This window comes from Streptomyces sp. Ncost-T10-10d (genome assembly GCF_900091955.1).
In the GTDB taxonomy this organism is placed as follows: Bacteria; Actinomycetota; Actinomycetes; order Streptomycetales; family Streptomycetaceae; genus Streptomyces.
Genome location: NZ_FMDF01000206.1, coordinates 1 through 17,171, shown reverse-complemented (window position 1 = coordinate 17,171; position 17,171 = coordinate 1). Strand labels below are relative to the sequence as shown.

The window sequence follows — 17,171 nt, the reverse complement described above, 5'->3', positions numbered from 1 at the left end:
CGCGACCGGAAAGGTTCACCGGTTCGCGACGCCCGGCACGGCACCTCGCCGCGTTGTCGCATCACCCGAGTACATCCAGTACGCGGGCAATGCTCCGCCTTGCGATGCACCGCACCGGACGCCGCGAGCTTTCCGGCAAACCTTTCCGGTCACAGCACCAGCAGGCGCTCGACCGCTGAGGCACGGCCGTGCCTCAGCGGTACAGCGCGTCGACCTCCGCCGCGTACGCCGTCTCGATCGCCTTGCGCTTCAGCTTCAGGGACGGCGTGAGCAGACCGTGCTCCTCGCTGAACGGATGAGCCAGAATCCGGAACGTACGGATCGACTCGGCCTGCGACACAGCCGTGTTGGCGGCCACCACCGCGCGCCGGACCTCCATCTCCAGGTCCGGATCCCGCACCAGATCCCCCGGTTTCATGGGCAGCCGGCCCTGCATGGAGAGCCAGTGGTCCACCGACTCCTGGTCGACCGTGACCAGGGCCGCGATGTACGGCCGGTCGTTGCCGACCACGATGCACTGCGCGACCAGCGGATGCGCCCGCACCCGCTCCTCCAGACCGGCCGGCGAGACACTTTTGCCGCCGGACGTCACCAGGATCTCCTTCTTCCGCCCGGTGATCGTCAGATAGCCGTCCTCGTCGAGCGCCCCCAGATCCCCGGTGGCCAGCCAGCCGTCGCGCAGTACCGCGTCGGTGGCCTTCGGGTTGCCGAGATAGCCCGCGAAAACATTGCCGCCGTGCACCCACACCTCGCCGTCCTCGGCGATGTGCACGGTGGTGCCGGGGATGGGCTGCCCGACCGTGCCGTACCGGGTGCGTTCCGGCGGATTGGCGGTGGCCGCCGCGGTCGACTCGGTCAGCCCGTACCCCTCGTACACCGTGACGCCCGCGCCTTCGAAGAACAGCCCGAGCCGCCGTTCCATCCCCGAACCGCCGGACATGGCGTGCCGGATCCGGCCGCCCATCGCCTCGCGCACCTTCTTGTACACGACCTTGTCGAAGAACTGGTGCTGCATCCGCAGCCCGGCGGACGGCCCAGGACCGGTCCCGAACGCCCGCGCCTCCGTCGCCTCGGCGTACTTCACCGCGATGTCCACGGCCCTGTCGAACGGTCCGACCCGGCCCTCCGCCTCGGCCTTGCGCCGGGCAGCGTTGAAGACCTTCTCGAAGATGTACGGCACCGCCAGGATGAACGTCGGCCGGAACGACACCAGGTCCGGCATCAGGGCCTTCGCCGACAGCTCCGGCTGATGGCCCAGCTTCACCCGTCCGCGGACCGCCGCGATCTCGACCATGCGGCCGAAGACATGCGCCAGGGGCAGGAAGAGCAGGGTCGCCGCCTCGTCGCCCGGCTTGGAGTGGAAGACCGACTTCCAGCGGGCGGCCATGGTGTCCGTCTCGAACATGAAGTTGGCATGCGTGGTCACGCAGCCCTTGGGGCGTCCCGTCGTGCCCGAGGTGTAGATGATGGTCGCCACCGACTCGGGCGTCACCGCGCGCCGGTGGCGGTGCACCACCTCGTCCTCGATACGGGCGCCCGCGTCGACGAGCTCGGTCACCGCGTCGGCGTCCAGCTGCCAGAGCCGCTTGAGCTGCGGCAGCCGGTCGATCACCGATGCGACCGTCATCGCGTGGTCCTCGTGCTCGACCACGATGGCGGACACATCGGCGTCGTGCAGCATCCAGAAGACCTGTTCGGCCGAGGACGTCGGATAGACCGGTACGGACTGGGCGCCGACCGTCCACAGCGCGAAGTCGAGGAGCGTCCACTCGTAGCGCGTACGCGACATCAGGGCCACCCGGTCGCCGAATCTGACGCCGTGCGCGATCAGCCCCTTGGCGAGCGCCAGCACCTCGTCGCGGAATGTTGCCGCAGTGACATCCTGCCAGCGTCCGCTCGCGTCTTTTCGGCCGAGCGCGACCCGGTGCGGATCGTCCTCGGCGTAGTCGAACACCACATCGGCCAGCCCGCCCACGAGGGGCGCGGCCGCCATGGGGGGGACAGTGAACTCGCGCAATGACCTGCTCCTCGTGGCGCTCCGCACAGCGCCGTGACGCTACCCCACCGGGCGGCGTGGCGGGAGGGCCCCGTAACGGCGGACAACGTGGCATATGCACTGGTCAGCCACTGAAATCCGGCCAGATGGGCAAGGCTCGGGCGCGGCTGAGACCGCGGGGTAAGAGACCGGCGCCGGAATCTCCACCGAATCTGTACGCCGCTGTCACTTCCGTTTCGAGTGGGTACGAGGGTATTGGTCCACAGACGGTCCGCAGAGGGGCCCGCGCACGCCCGATCCGGCCGGGTCGGGCATGGAACTGCGGCCGACGTCCATGCTCCCCGTACAGGCATGCGGTCATGCGCCGTCCCGGCCGCTGATCGAACCGATTGTGCCGACACCGCGGATCAGCCGGTCGCCGCCCGCCAGGATCGCCGCAGCCAGTGCGTCCGCGGCCTCCTGCGCCCCGTCCCGGCGGCGGCCGTGCAGCAGGACGAAATCCACATCGCCCAGCTCCGGCAGACCCGCTCTGGCCGGCACCGGCGCCAGACCCGGCGGGATCAGCCCCCGGCTGTGAGCCATCACGCCCAGACCCGCACGGGCCGCGGCGATCAGTCCGCTGAGGCTGGTGCTCGTACACGCGACCCGCCAGGACCGGCCGTGCTCCTCCAGGACCTCCAGAGCACGGGCCCGGGTGATGCCCGGCGGCGGGAAGAGGATCAGCGGAACCGGACGGTCCGGGTCGATCCGCAACTGCGGCGCACCGATCCAGGTCAGCGCGTCCTGCCAGACCAGTTCGCCGTGTGTGTCGCCGGCGCGCCGCTTGGCGAGCACCAGATCGAGCCGGCCCGCGGCCAGCCGCTGGTGCAGCGTCCCGGAGAGCTCCACCGTCAGCTCCAGCTCGACCTCCGGGTGGTCGCGGCGGAACGACTCCAGGATCTCCGGCAACCGCGTCAGCACGAAGTCCTCGGAGGCCCCGAATCGCAGCCGCCCGCGCAGCCGGGTGCCGGTGAAGAAGCTCGCGGCACGCTCATGGGCCTCAAGGATCGTCCGGGCGAATCCGAGCATCGCCTCGCCGTCCACGGTGAGATCGACCCGGTGCGTGTCCCGGGCGAACAGCTGCCGCCCCGTCGCATGCTCCAGACGCCGCACATGCTGGCTCACCGTGGACTGCCGCACACCCAGCCGGCGGGCCGCCTGGGTGAAGCTCAGCGTCTGGGCGACGGCGAGAAAAGTGCGCAACTGCGCGGGTTCGTACATGAGGCCAGGCTATCGCGAACCGTGATGACAGTCAGAGCGGTAAGCCGGATTCCCGATCGCGGTGATCAGGAGCAGGATGAAGAGGGCACGACCAGAACCAAGAGAACATGTGGAGCACATGAGCCGCCGCACCCTGAAACCGCCGTCCTGGCTGCCGATCGACCCGTACATCCTGGCGCTGATCGGCACGGTCGTGCTGGCGGCGATACTGCCCGCATCGGGGACCGCCGCGGATGTGGCGGGCGGCGCCTCGACCGGAGCCGTGGCCCTTCTCTTCTTCCTGTACGGCGCCCGCCTCTCCACCGCCGAGGCACTCGACGGCCTCAAGCACTGGCGGCTCCATCTCACCGTCCTCGTCTGCACCTTCGTGGCATTCCCGCTGCTCGGTCTCGCGGGCAAGGGGCTGGTGCCGTACATCCTGACGCCGCAGCTCTACAGCGGCTTCCTCTTCCTGTGCCTCGTCCCCTCGACGATCCAGTCGTCGATCGCCTTCACCTCGATCGCCCGCGGCAATGTGCCCGCGGCGATCTGTGCGGGCTCCTTCTCCTCGATCGCCGGAATCTTCCTCACGCCGCTGCTCGCCGCCGCACTGCTGGGCAACGACGGCGGCGGATTCTCGGCCGACGCGCTGCTGAAGATCGGGGTCCAGCTGCTGCTGCCGTTCGTTGCCGGTCAACTGCTGCGCCGCTGGATCGGTGGCTTCATCATCCGCCACAAGAAAGTCCTCGGCCATGTCGACCGGGGCTCGATCCTGCTCGTCGTCTACACGGCGTTCAGCGAAGGCATGGTCGCGGGCATATGGCACCAGGTCACCCCGGCCAGGCTCGGAGCGCTGCTCGGCGCCGAGGCCGTGCTGCTCGCGCTGATGCTCGCGCTGAGCTGGTACGGGGCGAAGCGGCTCGGCTTCGACCGCGGGGACCGGATCGCCATCCAGTTCGCCGGCTCGAAGAAGAGCCTGGCCTCCGGGCTGCCGATGGCAAGCGTCCTGTTCGGGGCGCAGGCGTCCCTCGCCGTACTGCCGCTCATGCTCTTCCACCAGATGCAGCTGATGGTGTGCGCGGTGATCGCCAAGCGCCGCTCGCGCGATCCGCAGGAGGAGAACCAGGGGGAACACTGCGATGTCACGGGAGCCCGTCACGGTGAGCTGAGGGGGCGCCCGGAGCCCCGCCCGGGGTGGGACCGGCCAGCGGCGGCGCTCCCCGCCGGCCGGATCCCCGACCCGCGCAGGACGGGCGAGGCGCCTCAGACCTGACCGACCGTCGTCTCCAGGGCAATGCGGTGCTCACCCGCGTACACGTTCATGGAAGGACCCCGCAGAAAGCCGACCAGGGTCAGTCCGGTCTCGGCGGCCAGATCGACGGCGAGGGACGACGGTGCCGAGACCGCCGCGAGCATCGGGATCCCGGCCATGACCGCCTTCTGGGCCAGCTCGAACGAGGCCCGCCCCGACACCAGCAGGATCGCCCGGGACAGCGGCAGCCGGTGGTCGGTCAGAGCCCGGCCGACGAGCTTGTCGACCGCGTTGTGCCGGCCGACGTCCTCCCGGACGTCGAGCAGCTCACCCGTCTCGGAGAACAGTGCCGCCGCGTGCAGACCCCCGGTCCGGTCGAAGACTCGCTGCGCGGCGCGCAGTCGGTCGGGGAGGGCGGCGAGCAGGGCGGGCTCGACCCGGACCGGGGGAGCGTCGGCGATCGGATGCCGGGTGGTGGTGCGCACCGCGTCGAGGCTCGCCTTGCCGCACAGCCCGCAGGACGACGTGGTGTACACATTGCGTTCGAGTGTGATGTCGGGGACCGGCACGCCGGGGGCGAGCTTCACATCGACGACGTTGTACGTGTTGACGCCGTCCGCCGTGGCCCCGGCGCAGTAGAAGATTCCCTGCACCTCGGAGCCGTCACCGATCACGCCCTCGCTCACCAGGAAGCCCGCCGCCAGCCCGAAGTCGTCGCCCGGCGTGCGCATCGTGATGGCGAGCGGCTTGCCGTTCAGCCGGATCTCCAGGGGCTCCTCGGCGACGAGGGTGTCGGGGCGCGTGGCGACGGCCCCGTCCCGGATACGGATGGTGCGGCGGCGCTCGGTGACCCGTCCCATAGCGGTTAAACCCGATTCTGTACGTGTTGGAAGCCGAACCGGCCCTTGATGCAGAGGTTGCCGTGAGTCACCGGATTGTCGTGCGGAGAGGTGACCTTGACGATCTCATCGTCCTGCACATGGAGTGTGACATTGCAGCCGGCATTGCAGTACGCGCAGGTGGTGGTGGTCTCCGTCCGGGCCCGTTCGTCCCAGGTCCCGGCCGCGCGCGTTCGGGCGGCAGGGTGGTGCCGGCCGTGCCCGCCGGGTGGACGCTGTTGACGCGCCGTCCGGCATGCGGGCCGGTGAGCCCGTGGAAGTACCACCGCGGGATGCCGTCCTGCGCGGCGATGACCGCGGCGGTCCCGTGTGGCAGCGGATGGACCAACGCGTCCGATGTCGCACAGGAGTCGGCCTTGAGCCCGAGAACACGTAGGTGACATGGGCGCCATGGCACCGGCGCCGACAACTGCGACTTTCACGGGGCTCTCCGTTCGGTGAGCGGACCGAGGAGTGGACCGGGCGAGGAAACAGGAGACGCTGTCAAGTCGACAGAATATTGTCTACAGTATTCTTTCCGGGTGGTCGAGGCTGTTGCCAAGCCTCCAACGACCGGGTGCTAATCCTGTGGGATCACGTGCCCCTGTACCGGGCGGTAGCGACCAAGACTGGATGGTTCCTGCCCTATGTAGCGAGGGGATCTTGTACATGACCGGCTCACGTGTCGTGGCGCTCGGCCACTATCAGCCCGCCAAGGTGCTCACCAACGACGATCTGGCGGCCATGGTCGATACCAGTGACGAGTGGATCACCAGTCGCGTCGGGATCAAGACCCGCCATGTCGGAGGCCCTGACGAGCCGGTGGACGAGATGGCCGCGCACGCGGGGGCCAAGGCGCTCGCCGCGGCGGGGCTGCAGCCCGCCGAAGTCGATCTGGTTCTTGTCGCGACCTCCACCGCGATCGACCGTTCACCGAGCATGTCGGCCCGGGTCGCCGCCCGGCTCGGCATGGGCTCGCCCGCGGTGATGGACATCAACGTCGTCTGCTCCGGCTTCACCCACGCCCTCGCCACCGCCGACCATGCGATCAGGGCGGGCGCGGCCGAGCGCGTCCTCGTCGTCGGCGCCGACAAGATGGCGGACATCGCGGACTGGACCGACCGCAGCACCTGTGTCCTGCTCGGTGACGGAGCCGGTGCGGCGGTCGTCGTCGCGGACCCGGACGGCGGCGACCGGCCCGGGATCGGCCCCGTGCTGTGGGGCTCGGTGCCGGAGATGGGGAACGCGGTACGGATCGAGGGGACGCCCCCGCGGTTCGCGCAGGAGGGGCAGTCCGTATACCGCTGGGCCACCACGCAGCTGCCGCCCATCGCCCGCAGGGTCTGCGAAAAGGCCGGTGTCGCCCCCGAGGATCTGGCCGCGGTGGTACTGCATCAGGCCAATCTGAGGATCATCGAACCGGTTGCCAGGAAGATCGGTGCGGTCAACGCGGTCATCGCCCGGGATGTCGTGGATTCCGGCAATACGTCCGCGGCGTCCATCCCGATGGCCCTGTCCAAGCTGGTGGAGCGCGGTGAGGTCCACACCGGCGGGCCGGTGCTGCTTTTCGGCTTCGGCGGGAATCTCTCGTACGCGGGTCAGGTGATCCGCTGTCCCTGAGGGGCGTTGTGCTCGGTAGGCTGTGGACGATAAGCAATTGCTCGTCGCCCGGAGGGGGACCGCGACGTTGTCCACAGGGCTGCCGCAAGGGGCCGTGCCGAAGCTGGAGCGGCCCGGTCCGCTACGCGAGCGCGTGTACGAGGCGCTGCTCGAGCTCATCACGACGCGAGCGCTCCGTCCCGGCCAGCATCTGGTCGAGAGCGAGCTGGCCGGTCATCTCGGAGTATCCAGGCAGCCGGTGCGAGAGGCGTTGCAGCGGCTGAACACCGAGGGCTGGATCGATCTGAGGCCCGCCCAGGGTGCGTTCGTCCATGAACCCACCGAGGAGGAGGCGGACCAACTGCTCTCGGTCCGTACCCTCCTGGAGGCCGAGGCCGCCCGTCTTGCCGCGGCCAACTCCGGCACCGCCGGGATCGCCGCACTGGAGGAGCTCTGCGCCAAGGGTGAGCAGGCCGTCGCCGACGACGACGTGGACCTGGCGGTCGCCACCAACGCGGCCTTCCACGCCAAGGTCATGGAGCTGGCGGGCAATGTCGTCCTCTCCGAACTCGCCGGGCAGGTGGACCGTCGGGTGCGCTGGTACTACAACCCGGTGGCCCGCCGGCGCGGCACCCGGTCCTGGATCGAGCACCGCTCGCTCATCGCGGCGATCTCCTCGCGCGACGAGCAGCGGGCCGCGGAGATCATGCGGGCGCACACGGAACACACGCGCAAGACGTACCGCCAGCGCGAAGAGAGCTAGTGCTGCGACCGGAAAGGTTCACCGGCTCGCGACGCCCGGCACGGCACCTCGCCGCGTTGTCGCATCACCCGAGTACATCCAGTACGCGGGCAATGCTCCGCCTTGCGATGCACCGCACCGGACGCCGCGAGCTTTCCGGCAAACCATTCCGGTCACAGCACTAGCGCGCGGCCGGACAGGTCGAACGGCGTCGTCAGGGAAGGGTCTGGGCTTCGAGCCCAGGCCCTTTTGCGTGTTCGGTGACGTCCTGGTTCCTGGTGCCGCCCGGGCGGTCTTCTCACGCTCCGATGTTCAATCGAACATGGATGTGTTAGAAATGAGTCATGGGTGTCGCCAATCGTCTGGACCTGACCCTGCGATTGGTGCAGGGCTCCGACCGGGTTTCCGTGTCGGAGCTCTCCCATCGCCTGGGGGTCTCCGAAATGACCGTCCGCCGGGATCTCGACGCGCTGGAGCGGCAGGGGCTGGTGCGCAGGGTGCACGGCGGCGCGGTCGCCACGCGTGCACGGGAGGAGGGCGCGGGCTTCTCCGCCCGTGAGCCGTGGCAGGCCGCGACCAAGGACCGGCTCGGTGCGGCCGTGGCCGCGATGGTGGAGCCGGGATCGCGGGTGCTTCTCGACGCGGGCACCACCACCGTGCACGTCGCCGAGCACCTGGCCGAACGGGCGCCCCTGACGGTGGCGGTGGTCAGTCTTCAGGCAGCGGTCCGCCTGGTGGACCGGCCCGGGATCGAGCTGTTGATCATCGGCGGCCGGTCCCGCCCCGGTGAACAGTCGCTGGTCGGCCCGCTCGCCCTGCGCACCATCGAGGCGCTGGCCTTCGACTGCTTCGTACTGTCCATCGGCGGTGTGCACGCCGAGTACGGCTGGTCGGAGTTCTCGCTGGACGACGCGGCCGTCAAACAGGCCGCGCTCGCGCAATCGGACCGGACCATCGCCGTCGCCGACGCGACCAAACTCGGGGTGCGCGCGTTCAGCCAGGTCGCCGCCGTGGGCGCGGTGGACGTGTTCGTCACCGACAGCGCGGCCCAGGACGCCGTCACCCACCCCAATGGCCCGCTGACACTGTCCGCCCTGCGCGATGCGGGCGTCCGCACCGTCCTGGCCTGAGAACCGGATCCACCGCGAGGAGCGCACGACATGACCGCAGGCATGGACACCCCCGACCGCCGCGGACGCACCGGTCTGGACCGGCACGGCCGCGACCTGACCGGCAATCCACGGGTGCGCATCGGTGACGTGGAGGTGCTGTCCTGCGACTGGTATGTCCTGCGCAGGACGACCTTCGACTATCAGCACAGCGACGGCCATTGGAGCCGGGAGCAGCGTGAGGCCTACGACCGGGGCGACGGAGCCACGATTCTGCTCTACCACCCCAGTCGCCGCACTGTTCTGTTGACCCGTCAGTTCCGGCTGCCCGCCTACGTCAACGGGCACCACGACGGGATGCTGATCGAGACCGCCGCCGGGCTGCTCGACGGCGACAGCCCCGAGGAAGCCATCCGCAGGGAGGCGGCCGAGGAGACCGGACACCTCGTCGGCACTCCCGAGCGCGTCTTCGACGTCTACATGAGCCCCGGCTCGGTCACCGAACGCCTGCACTTCTTCGCCGCCCCCTACCGTTCGACGGTCGACACCGCCGGCGCGCACGGGGTCGCGGCCGAGGGCGAGGACATTGAGACCGTGGAACTCGCCTTCGAGGAGGCTCTCTCCATGATCCGCTGCGGGGCCATCGCCGACGCCAAGACCATCATGCTGCTCCAGTGGGCGGCCCTGGACGGCCCGTTCCGGCACCGCTGACTTCCGACCCGACCCGCCCTGTGCGCACCCCGATCGTCGCCCGCGCCGGTGGCCGGACCATGACCCGGCCGAACGGCTTTGTCCTCGGTGTGGAGAAAGTTGTAGCGGATTCCTGCGCAACTTCTTCCCACTCCCGGCAACCGCTGCTACGTTCCACTCGAAAGCCCGACGGACAGGCCGATGTGGCGGGGAGGGGCTCGTGAGACGTATGACGGCACGACCCGCGAATGCGCATCAGGCGCGACTGCTACGGCTGTTGCGCGACGGCGGGCCCAACTCAAGGGCACAGCTGGGGGATCAGGTCGATCTCTCCCGCTCCAAGCTCGCCGTCGAGGTCGACAGGCTGCTGGAGACCGGACTCGTCGTGGCCGACGGACTCGCCGCATCCCGCGGAGGACGCCGCTCGCACAACATCCGGCTCGCCCCGCAACTGCGCTTCCTCGGCGTCGACATCGGTGCCACATCCGTCGATGTGGCCGTCACCAACGCCGAGTTGGAGGTCCTGGGTCATCTCAACCACCCCATGGACGTACGCGAAGGGCCCGTCGCCATCTTCGAGCAGGTGCTGTCCATGGCGGCCAAGCTCCGGGCCTCCGGGCTCGCCGAAGGATACGACGGCGCGGGCATCGGCGTACCCGGACCGGTCCGCTTCCCCGAAGGGGTACCGGTCGCACCGCCGATCATGCCCGGCTGGGACGGCTTCCCGGTCCGCGAGGCACTCAGCCAGGAACTGGGCTGCCCCGTCATGGTCGACAACGATGTGAACCTGATGGCGATGGGGGAGCAGCACGCGGGCGTCGCGCGCTCCGTGGGCGACTTCCTCTGCGTCAAGATCGGTACGGGTATCGGCTGCGGCATCGTCGTCGGCGGCGAGGTCCACCGCGGTACGACGGGCAGCGCCGGAGACATCGGCCACATCCAGGTCGAACCCGAGGGACGCGCCTGCGCCTGCGGCAACCGGGGTTGCCTGGAAGCCCACTTCAGCGGTGCCGCACTCGCCCGCGACGCCGAGGACGCGGCGCGCGCCGGGCAGTCGGCGGAACTCTCGGGCCGGCTGGAGGCGACCGGAAAGCTCACCGCCGCCGATGTGGCCGCCGCCGCGGCCGCCGGTGACGCGACCTCGCTCGACCTGATCCGCGAAGGCGGCAACCGGGTCGGCCAGGTCATCGCGGGACTCGTCAGCTTCTTCAATCCCGGACTGGTGGTGATCGGCGGCGGTGTGACCGGCCTCGGCCACACGCTCCTCGCCAGCGTCCGGACCCAGGTCTACCGGCAGTCCCTGCCGCTGGCCACCGGCAATCTTCCCATCGTGCTGGGCGAGTTGGGACCGGCCGCCGGAGTGATCGGCGCCGCCCGCCTCATCAGCGACCACCTGTTCTCACCGGCCTGACCCTCGGGCCGGCAGCACATCGGCACAGTCCGGAAACACCCGCACCACCGCACCTGGCACAGCCCTGCCCACTCACCGGCCCTCCCCAAGTTCTCCGCTGCGCTCGAGCAGGGGAGACCCCACTCGCCGAGGGGATTTGTCATGGCACCGGAACCACCCCTGCTCACCATGTCCGGCATCACCAAGTCGTTCCCCGGAGTACGCGCCCTCGACGGCGTGGACCTGGAGGTCCAGGCCGGCGAAGTCCACTGTCTCCTCGGGCAGAACGGCGCCGGCAAGTCCACCCTCATCAAGGTGCTTGCCGGGGCCCATCAGCCTGACGGCGGCGAGATCACCTGGCGTGGCGAACCGGCCGCGCTCAAGTCGCCCATCGCCGCGATGCGCCTGGGCATCGCCACCATCTACCAGGAACTCGACCTGGTCGAGGGCCTGTCGGTGGCCGAGAACGTCTTCCTCGGCCATGAACCCACCACCGCCCGCTTCGTCGTCCGCACCCGCGAGGGCCGCACGGCGGCCGCCGCGCTGCTGAAACGTCTCGGCCACCCGGAGATCGACCCGGCCAGGGCGGTCGGCGAACTGTCCGCCGCCCAGCAGCAGATCGTCTCCATGGCGCGCGCGCTCTCCCACGACGTACGGCTCATCGTGATGGACGAGCCGTCCGCCGCACTCGACCCCGACGAGGTCGACAACCTCTTCCGTATCGTCGCCGCCCTCACCGCCGACGGGGTCGCCGTCGTCTACATCTCGCACCGCCTGGAGGAGATCCGCAGGATCGGCGACCGGGTGACCGTGCTCAAGGACGGCCGGGCCGTCGCCGTGGGGCTGCCCGCCAAGTCCACGCCGACACGAGACATCGTTGCCATGATGACCGGCCGCAATGTCGAGTACGTCTTCCCGCCGCGCACCACGGGCAGCGCGGGAGCGGCAGTGGCGGAGCCGGTACTGAAGGTCGAAGGACTGGCCAGGAAGGGCGAATTCGACCCGTTGGACCTCGAGCTGAGGCCCGGCGAGATCGTCGGCCTGGCCGGCCTCGTCGGATCTGGGCGCTCCGAGATCCTGGAGACCGTCTACGGCGCCCGCAAGCCGAGCGCCGGACGGGTCACCGTGGCCGGTAGACAGCTCCGGCCCGGCAGCGTCCGCGCGGCCGTCGCCGCGGGCATCGGCCTCGCCCCCGAGGAACGCAAGGCGCAGGCCCTGCTGATGCTCGAATCCGTCACCCGCAATGTCTCCGTCTCCTCCATGTCCCGCTTCTCCAGGGCAGGTTGGATCGACCGGGGGGCCGAGCGCCGAGCGGCCCGCACCGCAACCCGCGAGCTCTCCCTGCGCCCCGACAACCCGGACACCCCCGTCCGCACGCTCTCCGGCGGCAATCAGCAGAAGGCCGTCCTGGCCCGCTGGCTGCTGCGCGGCTGCCGGGTGCTGCTGCTCGACGAACCGACCCGCGGTGTCGACGTCGGCGCCCGCGCCGAGCTCTACGCCGTGATCCGCCGGCTGGCCGACGAAGGCCTCGCCGTGCTGCTCGTCTCCAGCGAGGTGCCCGAAGTGCTGGGCCTCGCCGACCGGGTGCTGGTGCTCCGCGAGGGCCGCGTCGTGCATGCGGCGGACGCCCGGGAGCTCGACGAGCACCGCGTACTCGACCTAGTGATGGAAGGGAGCCCGACGTCATGACGCAGCCCGTTTCCTCGGCGCAGCAGGGCGGGCCGGACAAGGGGGCCGCCCCCGCCCCGGTCGCCGAACCCCGTAAGACGGACGGACCCTCGCGCACCTTCGGCCTGCGCGCGGACGTCCGCAACCTCTCGCTCCTCGGCGTTCTCGTCGTACTTGTCGCCGTCGGCGGATTCACCGAGCCCGATGCCTTCCTGGACACCGGGAACCTTCAGCTGATCCTGACCCAGTCGTCCGTCATCGGCGTCGTCACCGTCGGGATGACCTTCGTCATCACCAGCGGCGGCATCGATCTGTCGGTCGGTGCGATGGTCGCGCTCGCCTCCGTCTGGGCGACCACGCTCGCCACCCAGGAGTACGGCTTCGCAGGAATTCTGTTCACCGCCGTGATCGTCGGACTCGGCGCCGGGCTGGTGAACGGGGTGCTCATCGCGTACGGCCGGATGGTGCCGTTCATCGCGACGCTGGCCATGCTCGCCTCGGCCCGCGGGCTCGCCCTCCAGATCACCGACGGCAAGACCCAGATCGTCACCGTCAAGTCGGTCCTCGACCTGGGCCTGCCCGACTCGTACGTCCTCGGTATCCCGCCCCTGGTCATGATGTTCGCCGCGGTGACCGTGATCGGCTGGCTGGTGCTGAACCGCACGACCTTCGGACGGCGCACGGTCGCGGTCGGCGGCAACGCGGAAGCGGCCAGGCTGGCCGGTATCGACGTACGACGGCAGCGGCTCTATCTCTATCTGCTCTCCGGGCTGTGCTGCGGCATCGCCGCCTTCATGCTGATCATCCTCTCCGGCTCGGGACAGAACACCAACGGCAATCTGTACGAGCTCGACGCCATCGCCGCCGCGATCATCGGCGGCACCCTGCTCAGCGGCGGACGCGGCACCATCGTCGGCTCCGTGCTCGGTGTCCTCGTCTTCACCACCATCACCAACATCTTCGCTCTCAACAATCTGCAGAGCGATGTCCAGCAGATCGCCAAGGGCGCGATCATCGTCGCCGCCGTCCTGGTCCAGCGCCGCACATCGGCGCACGGGGAGACCTGAGCCGCCGGGCGCACTCCCGGCAGCTCCGCTTCTCCATCCCACCCACCGCCCCGTACGCCATATGTGACATGTCACGCACCGGATGAAGGGTTTGACAGCCATGCCAGAAACCAGCCGCAGAGGACTGCTCTTCGGCACCGCAGCCGTCTCCGCGGGCGCGCTCCTCACCGCCTGCACCAGTAACGAGCCCAAGAAGTCGGAGACCGCGCAGAGCAATCAGCCCGCCGCCGACGACAAGCCCGGCAAGCCCGTCACCATCGGCTTCGCGGGCCCGCAGGCCGACCACGGCTGGCTCAACGCCATCAACGAGAACGCCAAGTCGCGGGCGGCGAAGTACTCCGAGGTGACGCTGGAGATCACCGAGGGCTCCAACGACACCGCCGCCCAGATCGGCCAGGTCAAGACCCTCATCAACAAGAAGGTCGACGTCCTCGTCATCCTCCCCGCCGACGGCAAGGCGCTCACCCAGGTGGGTCTGGAAGCGATGAAGGCGGGTATCCCCGTCGTCAACCTGGACCGGATCTTCGCCTCGCCGCAGGCGTACCGCTGCTGGGTCGGCGGCGACAACTACGGCATGGGCCTGAACGCCGGTACGTACATCGGCGAGCAGCTCAAGGACAAGGCGAACGCCAAGGTCGTCGAGCTGGCCGGCATCGACAACCTGGAGCTCACCAAGCAGCGCAGCCAGGGCTTCGCCGACGCGCTGAAGAACTACCCCAACGTCAAACTGGTGGCCCGTCAGGCCGCCGACTTCACCGTCGAGTCGGGCCAGGCGAAGATGGCCCAACTCCTGCAGGCGCAGAAGAAGTTCGATGCTCTGTGGAACCACGACGACGACCAGGGTGTCGGCGCGCTGCGCGCCATCCAGCAGGCGGGCCGCGACGAGTTCCTGATGGTCGGCGGCGCCGGTGCCAAGTCCGCGATGGACGCCATCAAGGCCGACAACAGCGTGCTGAAGGCCACTGTTCTCTACCCGCCGACGATGGCCGCGTCGGCCATCGACCTGGCCCGCGCCCTCGGACAGGGCAAGGGCATCGGCGGCCTGGCCGAACTGGAGATCCCGACCAGTCTCACCCTCTACTCGGCCGTGGTCACCAAGGAGAACATCGACCAGTACCTGCCGACGGGCTTCAGCTGATCCGCCCCGCAGGAGGGTGCTGACCCTCCTGCCGCACCCATCGAACGACCGACGAGGAGGAAGCCCGGATGGCCCGTAGGGAAGAGACGGATCAGGAGGCCGCAGCGCCGCCGACGTATCGGCCGATGACGAGTGCGCCGACGCTCGGCGTCGGCATGGTCGGATACGCGTTCATGGGCGCCGCCCACTCGCAGGGGTGGCGCACCGCCGGACACGTTTTCGAGCTGCCGATGAAACCGGCTCTCGCCGCGATCTGCGGACGCGACCGGGCAGCGGTCGAGGCGGCGGCCGCCCGCCACGGCTGGGCGGCGGCGGAGACCGACTGGCGGGCCCTCATCGCCCGGGACGATGTGCAGCTCGTCGACATCTGCACCCCCGGCGACAGCCACGCCGAGATCGCCATCGCCGCCCTGGAGGCGGGCAAGCACGTGCTGTGCGAGAAGCCGCTCGCCAACACGGTCGCCGAGGCCGAGGCCATGACCGAGGCGGCACAGCGCGCGGCGGCCCGCGGCCAGGTGGCGATGGTGGGCTTCAACTATCGCAAGGTGCCCGCGATCGCCTACGCCCGGCAGCTGATCGCCGAGGGGAGGATCGGCACCCTGAGGCATGTCCGCGCCACCTATCTCCAGGACTGGCTCGTCGACCCCGATTCCCCGCTCACCTGGCGGCTCAAGCGGGAGCACGCAGGCTCGGGAGCGCTCGGTGACCTGGGGGCGCACATCGTCGACCTGGCCCAGTATCTGGCGGGGGAGCTGCTGGTCGGGGTGTCTGCGGTCAGTGAGACGTTCGTGACGGAACGGCCGCTGCTCGCCGGTCCGTCGGCCGGGCTCTTCGGCGCCGCGGACTCGGCCGCGCGAGGAGCGGTGACCGTCGACGACGCGGCCCTGTTCACCGGCCGGCTGGCTTCCGGGGCGCTGGCCTCGTTCGAGGCGACCCGGATGGCGGCCGGCCGGAAGAACGCGCTGCGGCTGGAGATCAACGGGGAGCGCGGCTCGCTCGCCTTCGATCTGGAACGGCTCAACGAGCTGTCCTTCCACGACCACACCGAACCCGCCACCACGGCAGGGTTCCGGCGCATCCTCGTCACCGAACCCCAACACCCCTACCTGGAGGCGTGGTGGCCGCCGGGCCACGCCCTGGGCTACGAGCACACCTTCATCCACCAGGCCCATGACCTGGTGCGGACGATCGCCGAAGGGACGGCTCCCGCACCGTCGTTCGCCGACGGACTGCAGGTGCAGCGGGTGCTCGCAGCGGTGGAGGAGAGCGCCGAGAAGAACTCCGTACACACCCCCGTGGTTCTCTAGGAGGTCCTGCGCATGCCCCGTCCCTTCACACTCTTCACCGGCCAGTGGGCCGACCTGCCGCTGGAGGAGGTCTGCCGGCTCGCCCGGGACTTCGGGTACGACGGGCTCGAACTCGCCTGCTGGGGCGACCACTTCGAGGTCGACAAGGCTCTCGCCGACCCCGGCTATCTGGACGGGCGGCGGCAGCTGCTCGACAAGTACGGACTGAAGTGCTGGGCGATCTCCAACCACCTCGTCGGCCAGGCCGTCTGCGACAACCCGATCGATGAACGCCATCAGGGGATCCTGCCGGCACGGATCTGGGGCGACGGTGAACCCGAAGGGGTGCGCCGGAGGGCCGCCGAGGAGATCAAGAACACCGCCCGCGCGGCAGCCGCCTTCGGGGTACGCACCGTCATCGGCTTCACCGGCTCCTCGATCTGGCACCTGGTCGCGATGTTCCCGCCGGTCCCGCCGCAGATGATCGAGCGGGGTTACGAGGACTTCGCCGAGCGCTGGAACCCGATCCTGGACGTCTTCGACGCGGAGGGCGTGCGGTTCGCCCATGAGGTGCACCCCAGCGAGATCGCGTACGACTACTGGACCACGCACCGCGCCCTGGAGGCCGTCGGCCACCGGGCCGCGTTCGGGCTGAACTTCGACCCCAGCCACTTCGTCTGGCAGGACCTCGACCCGGTCAACTTCCTGTACGACTTCCGGGACCGGATCTACCACGTGGACTGCAAGGAGGCCCGCAGGCGGCTGGACGGCCGTAATGGTCGCCTCGGCTCCCATCTGCCATGGGGCGACCCGCGGCGCGGCTGGGACTTCGTGTCCGCCGGGCACGGCGATGTGCCGTGGGAGGACGTCTTCCGGATGCTCCGGTCCATCGAGTACGAGGGGCCGATCTCCGTCGAGTGGGAGGACGCGGGGATGGACCGTCTGGCGGGCGCACCGGAAGCGCTTGCCACGCTGAAGCGGTATGACTTCGAGCCGCCATCGGCCTCGTTCGACGCGGCGTTCGGGGGCGGGGACTGACGGGTCCTTCCCGGGGCGCCGCCCCCGGGCTTCCGCTCCTCGATCGCCGAAAACCGAGCTCGTCCGGCGATCGAAGGGT

General features: G+C 69.7%; 14 protein-coding genes and 1 pseudogene. 11 read left to right on the top strand and 4 right to left on the bottom strand.

The features are described from left to right. Positions 1-193 precede the first annotated feature (193 nt). Both GA0115254_RS35235 and GA0115254_RS35230 read right to left on the bottom strand, forming a co-directional pair. Positions 194-1,993, bottom strand: coding sequence for an AMP-dependent synthetase/ligase (locus GA0115254_RS35235; protein WP_093899329.1), 1,800 nt, complete (start codon positions 1,991-1,993; stop codon positions 194-196). Positions 1,994-2,353: 360 nt separating this feature from the next. Continuing rightward, positions 2,354-3,256 carry a LysR substrate-binding domain-containing protein gene (locus GA0115254_RS35230; protein WP_093899328.1) on the bottom strand — a complete coding sequence of 301 codons (903 nt, stop codon included), beginning with the start codon at positions 3,254-3,256 and terminating at the stop codon, positions 2,354-2,356. A gap of 118 nt (positions 3,257-3,374) precedes the next feature. On the opposite strand from GA0115254_RS35230, the gene GA0115254_RS35225 reads away from it, so the two are divergent. Continuing rightward, on the top strand, positions 3,375-4,508 hold the full coding sequence (locus tag GA0115254_RS35225) for a bile acid:sodium symporter family protein (protein WP_176740415.1): 1,134 nt from the start codon (positions 3,375-3,377) through the stop codon (positions 4,506-4,508). Here GA0115254_RS35225 and fdhD read toward each other — a convergent pair. Then, entirely contained in the window at positions 4,499-5,347 is an 849-nt protein-coding gene (gene fdhD, locus GA0115254_RS35220) for a formate dehydrogenase accessory sulfurtransferase FdhD (protein ID WP_093899326.1), read from the bottom strand. The genes GA0115254_RS35225 and fdhD overlap by 10 nt on opposite strands. Positions 5,348-5,352: 5 nt before the next feature. Further along, positions 5,353-5,556 (bottom strand): annotated as a pseudogene (locus tag GA0115254_RS35215) (Fe-S-binding domain-containing protein); the annotation flags it as partial. A gap of 478 nt (positions 5,557-6,034) precedes the next feature. Here GA0115254_RS35215 and GA0115254_RS35210 point away from each other — a divergent pair. The 10 genes from GA0115254_RS35210 (at position 6,035) to GA0115254_RS35165 (ending at position 17,092) form a co-directional block, all read left to right on the top strand. Next, the gene (locus tag GA0115254_RS35210; RefSeq protein WP_093899325.1) at positions 6,035-6,985 is read left to right on the top strand and encodes a beta-ketoacyl-ACP synthase III; all 951 of its coding nucleotides are present in this window, start codon (positions 6,035-6,037) and stop codon (positions 6,983-6,985) included. A gap of 94 nt (positions 6,986-7,079) precedes the next feature. Beyond that, positions 7,080-7,727, top strand: coding sequence for a GntR family transcriptional regulator (locus tag GA0115254_RS35205; protein ID WP_256102942.1), 648 nt, complete (start codon positions 7,080-7,082; stop codon positions 7,725-7,727). Positions 7,728-8,050: 323 nt separating this feature from the next. Next, positions 8,051-8,836: a DeoR/GlpR family DNA-binding transcription regulator gene (locus GA0115254_RS35200; RefSeq protein ID WP_093899323.1), complete on the top strand. Its 786-nt coding sequence runs from the start codon at positions 8,051-8,053 to the stop codon at positions 8,834-8,836. 30 nt (positions 8,837-8,866) lie between these two features. Further along, positions 8,867-9,526 carry an NUDIX domain-containing protein gene (locus tag GA0115254_RS35195; protein WP_093899322.1) on the top strand — a complete coding sequence of 220 codons (660 nt, stop codon included), beginning with the start codon at positions 8,867-8,869 and terminating at the stop codon, positions 9,524-9,526. A 208-nt stretch (positions 9,527-9,734) separates the two neighbouring features. Then, positions 9,735-10,916 carry an ROK family transcriptional regulator gene (locus GA0115254_RS35190; RefSeq protein WP_093899321.1) on the top strand — a complete coding sequence of 394 codons (1,182 nt, stop codon included), beginning with the start codon at positions 9,735-9,737 and terminating at the stop codon, positions 10,914-10,916. Between the two features lie 141 nt (positions 10,917-11,057). After that, positions 11,058-12,584, top strand: a complete 1,527-nt coding sequence (locus tag GA0115254_RS35185; protein WP_093899320.1) for a sugar ABC transporter ATP-binding protein — start codon at positions 11,058-11,060, stop codon at positions 12,582-12,584. Then, positions 12,581-13,630, top strand: a complete 1,050-nt coding sequence (locus GA0115254_RS35180; RefSeq protein WP_093899319.1) for an ABC transporter permease — start codon at positions 12,581-12,583, stop codon at positions 13,628-13,630. The genes GA0115254_RS35185 and GA0115254_RS35180 overlap by 4 nt, the downstream gene beginning before the upstream one ends. A gap of 100 nt (positions 13,631-13,730) precedes the next feature. After that, positions 13,731-14,768: a substrate-binding domain-containing protein gene (locus GA0115254_RS35175; protein ID WP_093899318.1), complete on the top strand. Its 1,038-nt coding sequence runs from the start codon at positions 13,731-13,733 to the stop codon at positions 14,766-14,768. 68 nt (positions 14,769-14,836) lie between these two features. Then, on the top strand, positions 14,837-16,075 hold the full coding sequence (locus GA0115254_RS35170) for a Gfo/Idh/MocA family protein (protein ID WP_093899317.1): 1,239 nt from the start codon (positions 14,837-14,839) through the stop codon (positions 16,073-16,075). Positions 16,076-16,087: 12 nt separating this feature from the next. Then, positions 16,088-17,092: a sugar phosphate isomerase/epimerase family protein gene (locus GA0115254_RS35165; RefSeq protein ID WP_093899316.1), complete on the top strand. Its 1,005-nt coding sequence runs from the start codon at positions 16,088-16,090 to the stop codon at positions 17,090-17,092. Positions 17,093-17,171: the final 79 nt, after the last annotated feature.